The organism is Neisseria sp. P0021.S005 (assembly GCF_051956955.1).
Window position 1 is genome coordinate 1 of the sequence record NZ_JBQCWY010000024.1, and the last position, 17,022, is coordinate 17,022.

The 17,022-nt window shown below is 48.8% G+C and carries 12 protein-coding genes, 1 tRNA gene and 1 pseudogene; 8 read left to right on the forward strand and 6 right to left on the reverse strand.

All coding sequences use genetic code 11. From position 1 onward, the window contains the following. Positions 1-193 precede the first annotated feature (193 nt). On the forward strand, positions 194-1,075 hold the full coding sequence (locus tag ACTHUE_RS02835) for a prephenate dehydrogenase (protein ID WP_004521039.1): 882 nt from the start codon (positions 194-196) through the stop codon (positions 1,073-1,075). Between the two features lie 112 nt (positions 1,076-1,187). Here ACTHUE_RS02835 and hisD read toward each other — a convergent pair whose 3' ends face one another. The 4 genes from hisD to ACTHUE_RS02855 form a co-directional block, all read right to left on the reverse strand. After that, complete coding sequence (gene hisD / locus ACTHUE_RS02840; RefSeq protein WP_039862559.1) at positions 1,188-2,480, reverse strand: histidinol dehydrogenase; 1,293 nt, start codon at positions 2,478-2,480, stop codon at positions 1,188-1,190. A gap of 71 nt (positions 2,481-2,551) precedes the next feature. After that, positions 2,552-3,277 (reverse strand): oxygen-insensitive NADPH nitroreductase, encoded by a 726-nt coding sequence (gene nfsA, locus ACTHUE_RS02845; RefSeq protein WP_004521037.1) that lies wholly within the window; start codon positions 3,275-3,277, stop codon positions 2,552-2,554. 48 nt (positions 3,278-3,325) lie between these two features. Then, entirely contained in the window at positions 3,326-3,979 is a 654-nt protein-coding gene (hisG, locus tag ACTHUE_RS02850) for an ATP phosphoribosyltransferase (protein ID WP_036473098.1), read from the reverse strand. A gap of 80 nt (positions 3,980-4,059) precedes the next feature. Continuing rightward, a complete protein-coding gene (locus tag ACTHUE_RS02855) occupies positions 4,060-4,722 on the reverse strand; it encodes an SCO family protein (protein WP_003680035.1) in 663 nt (220 codons plus the stop codon). 284 nt (positions 4,723-5,006) lie between these two features. On the opposite strand from ACTHUE_RS02855, the gene ACTHUE_RS02860 reads away from it, so the two are divergent. The 7 genes and pseudogenes from ACTHUE_RS02860 (at position 5,007) to ACTHUE_RS02890 (ending at position 11,917) form a co-directional block, all read left to right on the forward strand. Beyond that, a tRNA-Leu gene (locus tag ACTHUE_RS02860) sits at positions 5,007-5,091 on the forward strand. Between the two features lie 389 nt (positions 5,092-5,480). Further along, complete coding sequence (gene ilvB, locus ACTHUE_RS02865; RefSeq protein ID WP_004521033.1) at positions 5,481-7,208, forward strand: biosynthetic-type acetolactate synthase large subunit; 1,728 nt, start codon at positions 5,481-5,483, stop codon at positions 7,206-7,208. Between the two features lie 10 nt (positions 7,209-7,218). Next, positions 7,219-7,710 carry an acetolactate synthase small subunit gene (ilvN, locus tag ACTHUE_RS02870; protein WP_003748480.1) on the forward strand — a complete coding sequence of 164 codons (492 nt, stop codon included), beginning with the start codon at positions 7,219-7,221 and terminating at the stop codon, positions 7,708-7,710. A 66-nt stretch (positions 7,711-7,776) separates the two neighbouring features. Beyond that, complete coding sequence (locus ACTHUE_RS02875) at positions 7,777-8,070, forward strand: putative quinol monooxygenase (protein ID WP_004521031.1); 294 nt, start codon at positions 7,777-7,779, stop codon at positions 8,068-8,070. A 60-nt stretch (positions 8,071-8,130) separates the two neighbouring features. Continuing rightward, entirely contained in the window at positions 8,131-9,144 is a 1,014-nt protein-coding gene (gene ilvC, locus ACTHUE_RS02880; RefSeq protein ID WP_004521030.1) for a ketol-acid reductoisomerase, read from the forward strand. 388 nt (positions 9,145-9,532) lie between these two features. Beyond that, complete coding sequence (gene porB, locus ACTHUE_RS02885; RefSeq protein ID WP_004521028.1) at positions 9,533-10,660, forward strand: trimeric porin PorB; 1,128 nt, start codon at positions 9,533-9,535, stop codon at positions 10,658-10,660. Positions 10,661-10,909: 249 nt separating this feature from the next. Then, positions 10,910-11,917 (forward strand): annotated as a pseudogene (locus tag ACTHUE_RS02890) (IS5 family transposase). Positions 11,918-12,068: 151 nt separating this feature from the next. Here ACTHUE_RS02890 and pepN read toward each other — a convergent pair. Together pepN and ACTHUE_RS02900 are read right to left on the reverse strand one after the other, a co-directional pair. Further along, the gene (gene pepN, locus ACTHUE_RS02895) at positions 12,069-14,690 is read right to left on the reverse strand and encodes an aminopeptidase N (protein ID WP_004521024.1); all 2,622 of its coding nucleotides are present in this window, start codon (positions 14,688-14,690) and stop codon (positions 12,069-12,071) included. Positions 14,691-14,845: 155 nt separating this feature from the next. Then, positions 14,846-17,022, reverse strand: a 2,177-nt coding sequence (locus tag ACTHUE_RS02900) for a YadA family autotransporter adhesin (protein WP_440392568.1), incomplete at its 5' end; no start/stop codon positions are given.

A 17,022-nucleotide genomic window follows, 5' to 3' on the forward strand; every position in this document is an offset into this window, starting at 1 on the left:
TACTAATTCAGATGATTATTTTAGTGTATGAAAATCTGATAATCGGTTACATGCTCCTACTAAACGGAGTTTTCTATGCCTAAATCATGAAAATTCGACCATAAAAAAGGCCGTCTGAAACCTTGATGACAACTTTCAGACGGCCTCCATAACGGATTAAAATAAGCTTTTCCACTTAAACCGGATTCAAACCATGAACACTTCCGCCTTTTTTCCCCATATCACCCTTATCGGCGTCGGTTTAATCGGCGGTTCGTTCATGCTCGACCTCAAACGCTTGGGACTGGTGCAAACCGTTACCGGCATCGACACCAATGCCGACAACCTAAATTACGCACTCGAATGCGGCATCATCGACCATGCCTATCCGAATATTTGCGCCGAAAGCATCGGCAATGCCGATTTGGTTTTGATTGCCACACCAGTCTCCGTCCTGCCTGACGTATGCCGCGACATCAAGCCTTTCTTAAAAGAAACGGCCTGCGTTTCCGATGTCGGCAGCACCAAACAATCGGCACTAAATGCCTTCCGCACCCACTTGTCCGAGCGCCTGCCGCAATGTTTTGCCGCCCACCCGATTGCCGGTTCGGATCAAAGCGGCGCAAAATCCGCGCGTTGCGGTTTGTTTCAAAACAGCCGCCTGATTATTACCTTGCACGGCCACGAGGCTTCAGACGGCCTAAGACGGTTGAAAAGCCTGTGGCAGGCGGTTGGTTCGCAGATTTTCACCATGAGCGCCGAAGAACACGACAATATTTTTGCCGCTGTTTCCCACTTGCCGCACTTGACCGCCTTTGCCTATGTCCACGCTTTGTTCGACCATCCGCACGGCAAAGACTACCTCCCCTATGCCGCCACCGGCTTTCGCGACTTTACCCGCATTGCTTCCAGCCACCCTGCCGTTTGGACAGACATCTGCATGGCCAACCGCCCTGCCCTGCTCAAACTGACCGGCGACTTGAAAGAACAATTATCCAAATTGGAACAACTCCTTTCAGAAGGCAACAAAACCGAGCTTTACCGCTATTTTGAAGAAGCCGCACAAATGCGTAATGACTGGCTGAAAAACCGTTAACCCTGTTTTCAGACGGCCTGATGCCTTATCGACCAAACCTTCATCACAATAAAAAGGGCATCTGTTAAGATGCCCTTTTTTTGATTTCTTACGACTTTAACCAACGTTTCACTCAGTCTTTCAAACGGAACTCAGCCGCTCTGGCGTGCGCGGTCAAGCTTTCGCCATGCGCCAACACGCTGGCGGTTTTGCCCAACTTCTGCGCACCTTGTTCTGAAACCTGAATCAGACTGGAGCGTTTTTGGAAATCATATGTTCCCAAAGGAGAAGAGAAACGCGCCGTGCGGCTGGTCGGCAAAACGTGGTTGGGGCCTGCGCAATAGTCGCCAAGGCTTTCACTGGTATAGCGTCCCATGAAAATAGCGCCGGCATGGCGGATTTTTTTCGCCCACTCTTGCGGATTTTCGACCGACAATTCCAAGTGTTCGGGAGAAATATAGTTGGCGATTTCACAGGCTTCGTCCAAATCTTTAGCCAAAATCATTGCACCGCGGTTGCCCAATGAAGCTTCAATAATCGCACGGCGCGGCATGGTTTCGATCAAACGGTTCATGGCCGTCTGAACTTCGTCCAAATACGCTTGAGAAGTACCGATCAAAATCGCTTGTGCAATTTCATCGTGTTCTGCCTGACTGAACAAATCCATGGCCACCCAATCGGCAGGCGTCGTACCATCGGCAATCACCAAAATTTCAGACGGCCCTGCCACCATATCGATACCGACCACGCCGAACACGCGTCGTTTGGCCGCAGCGACAAAAGCATTGCCCGGGCCGGTAATCTTATCGACCTGAGGCACAGATTCCGTACCATAAGCCAAAGCCGCAACCGCCTGCGCGCCGCCGACCGTAAATACTTTGGTTACACCGGCCACAAAAGCAGCCGCCAACACGATATCGTTGCGCTCGCCTTTCGGAGTGGGAACGACCATGATGATTTCTTTCACGCCGGCAACGTGGGCAGGCATGGCGTTCATGATGACGGAACTCGGATAAGCGGCTTTACCGCCCGGAACATAAATACCGACACGGTCAAGCGGTGTAATCTGTTGACCCAAAAGCGTGCCGTCTTCGTCTTCGTAAGTCCACGACTCCATTTTTTGGTGTTTATGGTAGCTTTCCACCCGTCTCGCAGCCGTTTTCAAGGCCGTCTGAATGTTTTCGGGCAAACGCTCAAACGCAGACTGCAAATCGTCTTGCGTCAGGATTAAATCATCGATGATTTGAGCGGATGTGCCGTCAAAGCGGTTGGTATATTCAATCAGCGCCGCATTGCCGCGTTTTTGAACATCGGCGCAGATGTCGGCAACAATACGGTCAATTTCAGGGTTTTGCGCGGTTTCAAAAGCAAGCAGTGCTTTGAGTTCGGCTTGAAAATCAGGGGATTGGGTGTCGAGTTTCTTCATGGTTTGCTCTCTTCCTTGTTTCGTTCCTATTGTTTTCAGACGGCACCAGCCACACACAGGCCGTCTGAACATTATCTTTTCAAAAAGCCTTTTTTCTGCAAAAACGCCAACATATGCGGCCGCACAGGATTACCCAAGGTTTTGGCCAGCGATTCCTTCCAAGGTATAGGACTGCCCTTGCGCAACTCATAATAATCCGCCACTGCCTGATTATAAGCTTCAACCGCCTCGGCATTCAGGCTCGGACAGGCGTTTTCGGCATACACCATTTCCTTAGGCAGGCGCGGCTTGAGCGGTGGGTCTTGGTCAGGATAACCGAGGCACAGCCCCACCAAAGGCACGCAATAATCCGGCAGGTTCAATACGTCCGATACTTTTTGTGCATTATTACGCAGCGCACCGATATACACGCCACCCAGCCCAAGTGATTCGGCGGCAAGCAATACGTTTTGCGCCATAATGCCTGCATCGACCGCGCCAATCAGGGTTACTTCCGCCCAATCAATTTGCGCATCGGGAAACATTGCCTTGTGTTTGGAAAAATCGATGCAAAACAATAAAAATTCTGCACAATGGACAATATAAGGCGCACTTCCTGCCGCTTCATGTATTTCCTGCCTCAGCACAAGGTCGGAGACACGGATTATAGAAACGCATTGCAGATTGTTAGAAGTTGAGGCCTGTTGTCCGGCGCGAACCAGCGTATTGAGGATTTCATCGGCAATCGGTTCGAAAGTAAACCTGCGGATGGAACGATGGGAAAGAATCGTATCGAGTGTCGGTTTGCTTTGCATCATGACAGGGCTTTCAAACTGGGTTGGCAGACAACTTTTGCCAAAAACTTTTCAGACGGCCTTAGCGGCATTTTCAAATGCCTGAATAATCGGATTCAACAGCGCATATTTGGTTTTCAACGCCGCCTTGTTGACCACCAAGCGGCTGGAAATATCAGCCACATGTTCCACAGCTTCCAAACCATTGGCCTTCAATGTATTGCCGCTGGAAACCAAATCGACAATCGCGTCGCTCAGACCGACCAAAGGCGCAAGCTCCATCGAGCCGTACAGTTTGATGATATCCACATGCACACCCTTGTCGGCAAAGTGTTCGGCGGCAATGTCGGGATATTTGGTGGCAATCCGCAAGCGGCTGCCGGGTTTGGATGCAGCGGCGTAATCAAAACCTTTTTTAACCGCAACCATCATGCGGCATGAGGCAATGTGCAAATCCAAAGGTTGATACAGGCCATCTCCGCCATGCTCGATCAGCACGTCCTTACCGGCAATACCGAAATCCGCCGCACCATATTGCACATAAGTCGGCACGTCGGTCGCACGTACAATTACCAAACGGATATTGTCATGATTCGTACCAATAATCAGCTTGCGCGATTTTTCCGGCTCTTCCGCAGGCACAATACCTGCAGCAGCCAACAGCGGCAGGGTTTCCTCAAAAATTCGCCCCTTGGATAAAGCAATCGTTAAAAGTGTGTCGGTCATTTTTCTTTTCCTTTGCCGTATCAAAAGCAAGAAGGCCGTCTGAAATCCACAACCCATTTCAGACGGCCCCAACTACGGTTTTACAATAAAGTTTTCACATCAGCTGCAATCGTTTCCGGCTCGCTGCCGTAAGGCGAGAAAATCGCCACTTCGCCGTTTTTATCAATCAAATATGCACCTGAAGAGTGGTCAACCAAATAGTTTTCGCTGTCTTCTTTTTGGTTGACTTTAGCCGATACCACACGGTATTGCTGTTTGATGACAGGCAGGCTTTGATCGCCGGTAGCCGTCAGGCCGATAAAATCAGGGTTGAACTGTTTTGCGTATTTGCCGATTACTTCAGGCGTATCGCGCTCAGGGTCGATGCTGACAAATACCACTTTCACGTCTTTAGCCTGATCGCCTAATTGTTTCAAAGTATCGCTGTAAGTCAGCAACTCGGTTGGGCATACGTCAGGACAGTGGGTATAACCGAAAGACAGGATGACCACTTTGCCTTTCAAATCGCTCAGGCTGAAAGGTTTGCCGTCGCCATCGGTCAATGTAAAGTCGCCGCCAATGTCTTCTTTGCGCATATCGGTACCACGCGCTTGCACTTTGGGTGCTGACTCACCGGAAGCAGCAGGCGCAGCAGAAGCGGCAGGTGTCGAAGAAGCCTCCTTGGCCTCCTCTTTAGGCTGACAAGCAGCCAGAGCAGCCAATGCAAAAGCACTGAGTAAGAAAGTTCGTGTGACGGAAAGCATAAATTTTCTCCAAAACCGTTTCAAATAAGTGAGGCCAAACAACCGCCCGGCCGATATAAAAACAAAACATCTTCATATTAACGCGTTTAACACATTAAATGTAGCCCTTTTTGCAGATAAATACTGCTTTTTTTGTTTTAAAAATCTGCCTCCCATTTAGATAACCATCAAACACAAAAAGTTTAATTCATTAAAAATCAAACAAATATAAAAATAATCCGATTTTTTTTCAATTACTGCTTTACAAGATTCGAGAACTCGCTATAATGACGACTTCTTCGCTAGCCCAGGTGGCGAAATTGGTAGACGCAGGGGACTCAAAATCCCCCGCCGCAAGGTGTGTCGGTTCGAGTCCGACCCTGGGCACCAAATTTAAAAAACCTCTTGATTCAGTCAAGAGGTTTTTTGCTATTTTTCATTTGCAAAAACCTTCTCCTTACTCAAACTGTCAACAATCCATCCACATCAAGATCAATAAAACAGTTTTTTTATTTCTTTAAAATCAACCTTCAATCTATTTTCCCGTTTCAAATGTTAAAAGATGAAAGATTTTATCTTGATTGAACAGTCGGTTTGCGTTATCTTTTCTACTCTTTTTCACAAACTCTGTGTTCCTTTCCAATTGTTTGGACAGTCTGACTGTCGCCGTATTCCCTCAATGCGCGTACCCTAAATCGCTGCTTGATGGAATTGCATTACAGGTGCTGTGGTGAGGCGGATTGTTCCTATTGGTTAGAAACCGCATAAAAGAGGTCAATATGCAATTATCAGGCGCACAAATCGTCGTGCAAAGTCTCAAAGCCGAAGGTGTTGAATACGTATTCGGCTATCCCGGTGGTGCGGTTATCGAAATCTACGATGCCATTTTCCAACTCAACAAATTCAAGCACATTCTGACCCGCCATGAGCAGGCAGCCGTACATGCGGCAGATGCCTATGCCCGCGTCAGCGGCAAAGTCGGCGTGGCCTTGGTAACTTCCGGCCCGGGCGTAACCAACGCATTGACCGGCATTGCTACCGCGTACAGCGATTCCATCCCCCTGGTCATCATCAGCGGCCAAGTGGGCAATTCCCTCATCGGTACAGATGCGTTCCAAGAAGTGGATACGGTCGGCATTACCCGCCCTTGTGTCAAACACAACTTCCTGGTTACCAATATTGGCGAGCTGGCTGATACGATTAAAAAAGCCTTCCAAATTGCCGCCAGCGGCCGTCCGGGCCCCGTTGTCGTCGATATTCCTAAAGATGTTACTCAAGCGATGGCCAAATTCAGCTATCCACAAGAAGACATCTTTATCCGCTCCTACCAACCGGTTGTACAAGGTCACATCGGCCAAATTAAAAAAGCCGTACAAATGCTGGCTTCTGCCAAACGCCCCATCGTTTACTTCGGCGGCGGCGTGGTATTGGGCAATGCCTCCGAGGAAATGACCCAATTTATCCGCATGACCGGCGTACCCTGTACCGGCACATTAATGGGTTTGGGTGCTTACCCTTCCAGCGACCGCCAATTCTTGGGCATGTTGGGCATGCACGGTACCTACGAGGCCAATTTGGCGATGCAAAATGCAGACGTCGTTTTGGCAATCGGCGCGCGCTTTGACGACCGCGTTGTTTCCGTACCGTCAAAATTCTTGGACAAACCCAAAAAAATCATCCATATCGACATCGACCCGTCCAGCATTGCCAAACGCGTTAAAGTGGACATTCCGATTGTCGGCGATGTCAAAAACGTATTGACCGAAATAATTCATCTGTGGGGCAAACAAGAAACTGCGCCTTCAGCCGACTCATTGGACAAATGGTGGAAAACCATCGAAGAATGGCGTTCGCACAACTGCCTGTGGTTTGAAAACGACAGCGAAATCATTAAACCGCAATACGTTGTTCAAAAACTGGCAGAAATTACCAAAAACTCAGCCATTATTACTTCCGACGTTGGCCAACACCAAATGTTTGCCGCTCAATATTATCCATTCGAGCGTCCCCGCCAATGGCTCAATTCCGGCGGTCTGGGTACGATGGGTGTAGGCCTGCCTTACGCCCTCGGTGCCAAACTGGCGGCTCCGGAACAAGACGTCTTCTGTATCACAGGCGAGGGCTCTATTCAAATGAATATCCAAGAGCTGTCCACCTGCTTCCAATATAATGTCCCCATCAATGTCGTTACATTAAACAATGGCTATTTGGGTATGGTTCGCCAATGGCAGGAGCTGTATTATGGCAACCGCGAATCGGAAACCTATTTCGATTCATTGCCCGACTTTGTCAAACTGGCCGAATCCTACGGCCATATCGGCATCCGTGTGGACAAGAAATCCGACGTCGAAGGCGCCTTGTTGGAAGCATTAAACCAAAAAGACCGTTTGGTATTCCTCGACTTTTTGACAGACAAGAAACAAAACGTACTGCCTATGGTCGGCAACGGCAAAGGTTTGGATGAAATGGTTCTGCCGCCGCATATGCGCGATATTGCAAAAGCGTAAGGAGAAAGAAATGCGACATATCTTATCTATTCTGATGGAAAACGAATCAGGTGCGATGAGCCGTGTGGTAGGTTTGTTCTCCGCACGCGATTACAACATCGACTCCCTGGCCGTAGCCCCAACCGAAGACAAAACCTTGTCCCGTATGACCATTGTTACCCACGGCGATGAGCACGTCATCGAGCAAATCACCAAACAACTCAACAAACTGATTGAAGTTGTCAAAGTGGTTGACTTGAACGAAAGCCGTTTTGTCGAACGCGAACTGATGTTGGTAAAAGTCCGCGCCGTCGGCAAAGACCGCGATGAATTCCTGCGATTGACCGAAATCTACCGCGGCAGCGTTATTGATGTAACAGACCGCAGCTATACCATCGAAATCACAGGCTCTACCGAAAAACTCGACTCTTTCCTCGAAACAGTCGGCCGTGCTCAAATTTTGGAAACCGTCCGCACAGGCGCAGCCGGCATCGGTCGTGGCGAGCGTATTTTGAAAATTTGACGCTGTATCGTTCAGACGGCCTTTTACTTTCTATAAAGGCCGTCTGAAAAACAGTAGGAGACAAACATGTCAAGCATCCAAATCGTTGCATTAGTTACCGTCAAACCCGAATACACCGAGGCTCTGGCTGCCCAGTTTAAAGAATTGGTTAAAGCCAGCCGTGCAGAAGAAGGCAACATCAGCTACGACCTGCACCAAGAAATCGGCAAACCCAACCGTTTCGTATTCGTAGAAAGCTGGAAATCCCAAGCAGCTATTGACGAACACAATGCCAGCGAACATTTCCAAAACTTCGTCAAATCCATCGAAGGAAAAACCGAAACACTGGAAATCGTCTTGATGAACCAAGTCCCCGCTTAACCCCTATTACTTTTAACTCAACCCGGATTATCCGGAACCCTCTTACACTAAGGAAATAAAATGCAAGTTTATTACGATAAAGACGCTGACCTCTCTCTGATCAAAGGCAAAACCGTTGCCATCATCGGTTACGGTTCACAAGGTCACGCACACGCAGCAAACCTGAAAGATTCCGGCGTAAATGTCGTAATCGGTCTGCGCCAAGGCGGCTCTTGGAAAAAAGCCGAAGCAGCCGGCCACGACGTGCGCACTGTTGCTGAAGCAACCAAAGCAGCCGACGTTGTAATGATTCTGTTGCCTGACGAAAACCAACCTATCGTATACAAAAACGAAATCGAGCCTAACTTGAAAGAAGGCGCAGTATTGGCGTTCGCTCACGGCTTCAACGTACACTACAACCAAATCGTACCCCGCGCCGACCTCGACGTTATCATGGTTGCCCCTAAAGGCCCAGGCCACACCGTACGCAGCGAATTCCTGAAAGGCGGCGGCGTACCTTCCCTGATCGCCGTTTACCAAGATAAAAGCGGCAAAGCACGTGACATCGCCCTGTCTTACGCCGCAGCCAACGGCGGTACCAAAGGCGGCGTGATTGAAACCAACTTCCGCGAAGAAACCGAAACCGACCTCTTCGGCGAACAAGCCGTATTGTGCGGCGGCGTGGTTGAATTGATCAAAACCGGCTTCGAAACCCTGACTGAAGCAGGCTACGCCCCAGAAATGGCCTACTTCGAATGCCTGCACGAAATGAAGCTCATTGTTGACCTGATTTACGAAGGCGGCATCGCCAACATGAACTACTCCATTTCCAACAATGCAGAGTACGGCGAATACGTAACCGGCGTCGAAGTCATCAACGACAAATCCCGCGAAGCCATGCGCAATGCCCTCAAACGCATCCAAACCGGCGAATACGCTAAAATGTTCATCCAAGAAGGTGCCGTCAACTATGCCAGCATGACAGCACGCCGCCGTCTGACCGCTGATCACCAAATTGAAAAAGTCGGCGCTCAACTGCGTTCTATGATGCCTTGGATTGCCAAAAACAAACTGGTTGACCAAGACAAAAACTAATCTGTCTTTCGATCAAATAAAACCTGCCCGAGCAATCAGGCAGGTTTTTTATATATTTGCAAACCCAGTACACGATAAATTCCAATTACCAAGGCCGTCTGAAAACACGATAAACAATATTCACAACCTAATTTTATACCCCATATTTTATAGCTATCCCGAAATTCCCTTTTAGAAAAACACATTACCAAAATAAAAGACCGCCTTATGCTTCCACCCTGTCTGTAAAAAACAACGTTTCCCTGCAAAAATCACTCAAAACAAGAGGAAAATTTGTTTTCCTAGGCCATAACCTTTATATTATGGTCATGGAATCGTTGAAAGAGAACGATATCGTAATAAGAAGAACGAATGCTCGCTTCTTCACACTTAAAAAAGGAAAACAGCAATGAAAAAATCTCTGATTGCCTTGACTCTGGCGGCTCTGCCTGTTGCAGCTATGGCTGACGTAACTTTGTACGGTCAAATTAAAGCCGGTGTTGAAGTATCCAAAGTAAAATTGGGTGAACAAACTGCTGCTAAACTGGGTCACGAGAAAAGCTCTAAAACTGCTACTGAAATCGCTGACTTCGGCTCACGTATCGGCTTTAAAGGCCACGAACACTTGGGTAACAACCTGAATGCCATCTGGCAAGTTGAACAAAACACTTCTATCGCCGGTGGCGACAAAGAGTGGGCTTCTCGCGAATCTTTCATCGGTTTGGAAGGTGGCTTCGGTAAAGTTCGTGCTGGTAAACTGGACTCTACTGTTAAAAATACTAGTGACAATGTTGACCAATGGGAAAGCAGCAACGGCGCTTTGAATATGTCTGTATTTACTCGTGTTGACGAACGTGCAGTTTCTGTACGTTACGACAGCCCTGTATTCTCAGGTTTCAGCGCAAGCGTACAATATACTCCTCGTGACAATGCTAACCCTTCTGACAAATACACTCACAACGACGCTACCCGTGACACTTACTACGCTGGCCTGAACTACGAAAACTCTGGCTTCTTCGGTCAATACGCCGGTGGTTTCCGTAAAAACGCCGTTTCTGAAAAAGACGGTCACGTACACCGCTTGGTAGGTGGTTACGATGCTAACAACCTGTTCGTATCTGTAGCTGGTCAATACGCTAAAAACTGGGAAACTTTGGGTGATTACGCTCAAGCCCAATCTAACGGTGTTGTAACTTCTGCTATGCGTGCTGCCGGTACTAACGCTTCTAACGTAGTATTCGGTACTGCTGCTGGCTTGGACAGCCGTCCTGCTGAAACTATCGAAGTTGCTGCTACTGCCGCTTACCGCGCTGGTAACGTAACTCCTCGCGTTTCTTACGCTCACGGCTTCAAAGCTAAAGTTGACGGCGAAAAACTGAAAGGCACTCAATACGACCAAGTTATCGTTGGTGCTGACTACGACTTCTCTAAACGCACTACTGCTTTGGTTTCTGCCGGCTGGTTGCGTGGTGCTGAGTCTGGTCCTCACAAAGTTGAAACCATCTCTGGTTTGGTTGGCCTGCGTCACAAATTCTAATCTTCGGATTAGTATGAAAAAGAGCCTGTTTTATGCAGGCTCTTTTTTTATTCTATTCTCTACCCTCAACGAAAATTAATTTAAGCATTGACATATGAAAAAGGCCGTCTGAAACCAATCGGTTTCAGACGGCCTTTAAGCTATCTATCCTTATTGCTAGATTACAATAAGGTCAACAGACAGGCTGAGACCTTTGCAAAATTCCCCAAAATCCCCTAAATTCCCACCAAGACATTTAGGGGATTTCTCATGAGCACCTTCTTTCAGCAAACCGCCCAAGCCATGATTGCCAAACACATCGACCGTTTCCCACTATTGAAGTTGGATCAAGTGATTGATTGGCAGCCGATCGAACAGTACCTGAATCGTCAAAGAACCCGTTACCTCCGAGACCACCGCGGCCGTCCCGCCTATCCACTGCTATCCATGTTTAAAGCCATCCTGCTCGGACAATGGCACAGCCTCTCCGATCCCGAACTCGAACACAGCCTCATCACCCGCATCGATTTCAACCTGTTTTGCCGCTTTGACGAACTAAGCATCCCCGATTACAGCACCTTATGCCGCTACCGCAACTGGCTGGCGCAAGACGACACCCCGTCCGAACTGTTGGAACTGATTAACCGACAATTGACCAAAAAAGGCCTAAAAGTAGAGAAAGCATCCGCCGCCGTCGTTGATGCCACCATTATTCAGACCGCCGGCAGCAAACAGCGCCAGGCCATAGAAGTCGATGAAGAAGGACAAGTCAGCGGTCAAACCACACCGAGTAAAGATAAAGATGCCCGCTGAACAAAGAAAAACGGCCTCTACAAACTCGGTTACAAACAACATACCCGTACCGATGCGGAAGGCTATATCGAGAAACTGCACATTACCCCCGCCAATGCCCATGAGTGCAAACACCTGTCGCCTTTGTTGGAAGAACTGCCCAAAGATATGACCGTCTATGCCGACAAAGGCTATGACAGTGAGGAAAACCGGCAACATCTGGAAGAACATCGGTTGCTGGACGGCATTATGCGCAAAGCCCACCGCAAACATCCGCTGTCGGAAGCGCAAACCAAACGCAACCGATATTTGTCGAAGACCCGTTATGTGGTCGAACAAAGTTTCGGTACGCTGCACCGTAAATTCCGCTATGCGCGGGCAGCCTATTTCGGTCTGCTCAAAGTGAGTGCACAAAGCCATCTGAAGGCGATGTGTTTGAACCTATTGAAAGCCGCCAACAGGCTAAGTGCGCCTGTTGCTGCCTAAAAGGCGGCCCGGATGCCTGATTATCGGGTGTCCGGGGAGGATTAAGGGGGTATTTGAGTAGAATCAGTGGATATGTGAAACAAAAACAGCCGAAAACCTTTATTTAGGTTTCGGCTGTTGGGGAAAAGGAATTTTGCAAAGGTCTCAGGCTTTATTTTTCATTCAAAATCTTACCGACAATCTCGCCCACATCCTTGGACAAACCTTCTTGTGCATGGATTCGTTGCAATTCTTTGGTCATGACGGCTTTGCGGTTGGCTTCCAATTTGTTGCAGATGTTGAAAGCCTGCACCAGTCGAGCAGCAACTTGCGGATTAAAACGGTCGATTTCCATCACTTTATCGGCTACAAAGCGGTAGCCGCTGCCATCTTCTGCATGGAAATGTGGAATATTGCGGCTGAAACTGATCAACAAAGAACGGGCCTTGTTCGGGTTTTCAATACTGAACTTAGGATGACTCAAGGCCGTCTGAACTTGCTGTAAAGTATCTTTGCGGCGGCTTGAAGCAATCAGAGCAAAGTATTTGTCCATTACTAAGGCATCATCGGCGAATTTATCGGCAAATTTCGTCAACAAACGATCGCGAATTTCGCTTTCATTGCTGTTGATTGCGGATAAGATACCCCATTCGTGTGTCATGTTTTGCGCCATTGCCTCGTAATTTTCCGCAACGTGTTCGATATGCGCTGCGTCAGCACGAAGGATAAATGCCCTGCAAGCATTGCGCAAAGTGCGCCAGCCGGCCAATTCCGGGCTGTATTCATAACGAACAGCAGCATCAGCCTGGTTTTCTTGCTCGGCAGCTTGACGGTTCAGCTCGCGCCATTGAGGCAGGAACTTGACGGCAACAGCATTGAGCAAGGCTTCTCGCGCTTGATGAACCTGAATAGGGTCAATATTTTCTTCTTCCGCCCATACATCGGTTTCAGACGGCATTTGCAGCAAAATGGCACGGAATGCCGGATCAAAATCACCGGAAACCACCAAAGCCAAAGCATCCATCAATGCTTTATGTTCCGGCAAAGGACGGCCTTCCGCCAATGCCTGACGGTTGGCGTTAATGGCGCGATGGTACAAGGTTTGAGCAGCTTCCCAACGGGCAAACTCATTTTCATCTGCCGCCAGTAAAGTGGCCAATTCTTGCTCGCTGTACGGATAGTTCAAGGTAATCGGCGCAGAGAAATCACGCAGCAGAGACGGGATAACCGGCTCATTGACGCCGCCCAATACAAAAGTCTGCTCGGCTTCAGTCAATACCAAAACCGCCTCTTTCACCCGTTTACCTTGATATTCAAACTCAACCGCTTCGCCTTTTTCATTCAGCAAACCGGTTTTGACCGGAATCATCATCGGCTGTTTGTCCGCCATATCGGGCGTAGCCGGAATAGTTTGTTTGATCGTCAATTCAAACGCTCCATCTTTCAGACGGCCTTGAGCATCTAAAACCGGCGTACCGGCTTGGCTGTACCACAAGGCAAACTGATCAAGATTGATACCGTTTGCGTCTGCCATTGCGGCACGGAAATCATCACAAGTCACAGCCTGACCGTCGTGGCGTTGGAAATACAACTTCATGCCTTTTTGGAAGCCCTCTTCTCCGAGCAAGGTGTGATACATGCGCACTACTTCCGCACCTTTTTCATAGACGGTCATGGTGTAGAAGTTGTTCATCTCTTCATAGCTGGCCGGGCGGACAGGATGCGCAGTCGGGCCTGCATCTTCTGGGAATTGGAACAAGCGCAGCATACGGACATTGTCGATACGGCGTACCACACGGCTGGCCCGGTCGCCGGAAAACTCTTGATCGCGGAAAACGGTCAAACCTTCTTTCAGCGACAATTGGAACCAATCGCGGCAGGTCACGCGGTTGCCCGTCCAGTTGTGGAAATATTCGTGGCCGACAACAGATTCGATGCCTTCAAAGTCGGTATCGGTCGCGGTACGGCTGTTGGCCAGCACAAACTTGGTGTTGAAAATATTCAAACCTTTGTTTTCCATTGCGCCCATATTGAAATCGCCCACGGCAACGACCATGAAAATATCCAAGTCGTATTCCAAGCCAAAACGTATCTCGTCCCATTTCATCGCATTTTTCAACGATTCCACGGCAAAACCGACTTTAGGTTTGTCTGTCTCAGTGGTGTAGAACTCGATTTTGACCTTACGGCCGCTCATGGTTGTAAAATAATCTTCCGTTACCGCCAAATCGCCTGCCACCAAAGCAAAGAGATAGCTCGGTTTGGCAAACGGGTCTTCCCATTTCACCCAGTGACGGCCGTCTGAAAACTCGCCGCCATCAATTTTATTGCCGTTAGACAGCAACACCGGATAGCGTTTTTTGTCTGCAACGATGGTGGTGGTAAATTTAGACATGACATCCGGACGGTCGATGTAGAAAGTAATTTTGCGGAAACCTTCCGGTTCGCATTGGGTAAACAGATTGCCACCGGAAGCATACAGACCCATCAGCGATTTGTTCTCAGCCGGCAAAATTTCGGTTTCTACTTCCAGCGTGAAGTTTTCAGACGGCACGCCGGCAATCGTCAGTTTTTCGTCTTCCAACACATAATCTACGACCCGGCCGTTTACTTTCACAGACAGCAGTTTTGCCGAACCATCCAATACCAATGGCTCCCCTGCTCTTTCAGGTTGAACGGTCAGACTAGATTTGACGATGGTTTGCGGTTCTAAAATATCGAAATGCAGGTCGGTTTTCAGAATACGGTACGCTGGCGCGGCGTAGTCTTTCAAATAATGGATGGTTTTGCTCATTTGTTCTCTTTCAGAGTCATGCGGTAAATAGATGAAGCATATCGTTTCAGATAGCCTAAATTCAAGTGTTTTCAGAAAAAAAGGCCGTCTGAAACCTAAAATTTCAGACGGCCTCCCTATTCAGGCAGCAAATCTAGTTGCCTGTCATTGCCAACTTACCACTGATACAGCGCACCGGCACCGACACCGACATGACCGTCGGTATTGGCCGAGAAGTTGCCTTTGACAATCCAGTTGCCGCCGTCGCTCATCGCAGACACGCCGATGGCCATGGCAGACTGACCACCGTAGTAGCCGCTGCCGACACCGATACCGGTCGCACCCGGACGGGTTACTTGCGGAATCGAGCCTTGGGCAATCGCACCGGCCACACCCGCGTAGGCTTTCTTACCTACTTGGTTGATGTTGTTTTGCAATTCGTTGCCCAAGCCAATCAACTGGTTCACGTTTGCCGCGTCTGTACCGTCTTTACCCGGAGCCACGTTGGTAATGCGTTGGCCGCCGTTGTTCAGACCGACAGGAGACAATTTGACTTGGTTGTTCGGATTGCTTTCAGTCGGTGCAGCGATGGTTACGCCATCGTTGTTGACCACGGTATTGCCTGCGGTCAGACCGTCTTTGTTCAATGCAACTTTATCGCCAACTTTCACGCCGTCATTGTTCATCACAGTATCGCCTGCTTTGAAGGTATCGGCATTCACTGTCTTCACGCTAATCTCGTCAGCCAACTTCAGTTGAGCGCCACCGGCTACGGTTTCGCTGATGATGTTGCTGTCGCCTTTAACGTTGATGGTATTGCCCAACGCATAGTTGTTGCTACCGGTCGTACCGCCGAAGTTGATGCCTTTGGCAATCGTCGCGGCGTTGTTGGCTACGTTTTGGTTGGTTGCGTACAACTGGCTGCCGTTGACGGCATCTTTGCTGTTGGCATTGAGATCGCCATCTGCTACGTTGGTTACTTTGTTGCCCGCATTGTCCAAGCCGTCTTTAGTCAGGTTTACCTTGCCTGCTTTCAAGCCGTCTTTGTTCAATGCAACGTCATCACCAACTTTCACACCATCATTGTTGACAGTAGTATCACCGGCTTTCACGCTGTCAACGTCCAAGTCTTTATCGGTAGCAACTTCATAAACAGTCTGACCTTTGTCACCTGTTTTTTCCGTCACAACGATGTTCTTACCTTGAACGACTTCAGTCTTAGATGCCTCCGCAGCTTGTTTCAGTTGGGAAACATTGACTGCATCGGTGTCATCCGTACCGGCCGCAACGTTGGTAATCTTATTGCCGCCATTGTTCAAGCCAGCTTTAGTCAGGTTCACATCACCTGCTTTCAAGCCGTCTTTGTTCAATGCAACATCATCGCCGACTTTCACACCGTCATTATTCATCACGGTATCGCCTGCGGTAACGCTGTCGACTTTCAGGTTTTTATCGGTAGCCACTTTGTAAATGGTTTGGCCATTGGCACCGACATCCTGAGTAACAACAATGTTATCGCCTTGAACGACTTCAGTCTTAGCCGCAGCCGCAGCTTTGTTCAACTGAGCAACATTCACCGCATCAGTATCATCGGTACCGGCTGCAACATTGGTAATCTTGTTGCCGCCGTTGTTCAAACCGGCTTTAGTCAGATTGACATCGCCAACTTTCACGCCGTCAGTATTGACTGTGGTATCGCCGGCTTTCACGCTGTCAACTGCCAAGTCTTTAGCCAATTTGACTTCCAACTTATCAGAACCATTCGCTACAACGCCGATATTGCCGTCTGAAAGTTTGGCTGCATCGGTTTGACCGCCAACAATATTTAGCTTCGTACCCGGTTTGCGTTCAACGTCTTTGCCACTGTCGCCGCCGAAAGTCAAAGGCAGATTGGCAGTTGCATTAACGGCTTTGATTGCATCGTGGATATTGTTCTCACCAGTACCGCCAATATCGGTCATGCTGATGTTGCCGCCATTATTGGCCGCATTGCCACCCAATACATTCACCAACTGATCTTGGGCCGCATTCAGCTGCTCTTCGGTCGCTGCACGTTTACCTTGGGCAAAATCATTGCCACCCAAAGTCGTATTGCTCAAGCCGCTGACTTCACCTTTGTCGCCATCGATTTTCACCGGAGCCGCTTGACCGACATTCAATACATCGGCCAGTTTCAGCTGTGCGCCACCGGCTACGGTTTCGCTGATGATGTTGCTGTCGCCTTTAACATTGATGGTGTCACCCAATGCGTAGTTGTTGCTGCCGGTGGTACCACCGAAGTTGATGCCTTTGGCGATATTGGCGGCGTTGTTGGCTACGTTTTGGTTGGTCGCAAACAGTTGGCTGCCGTTAA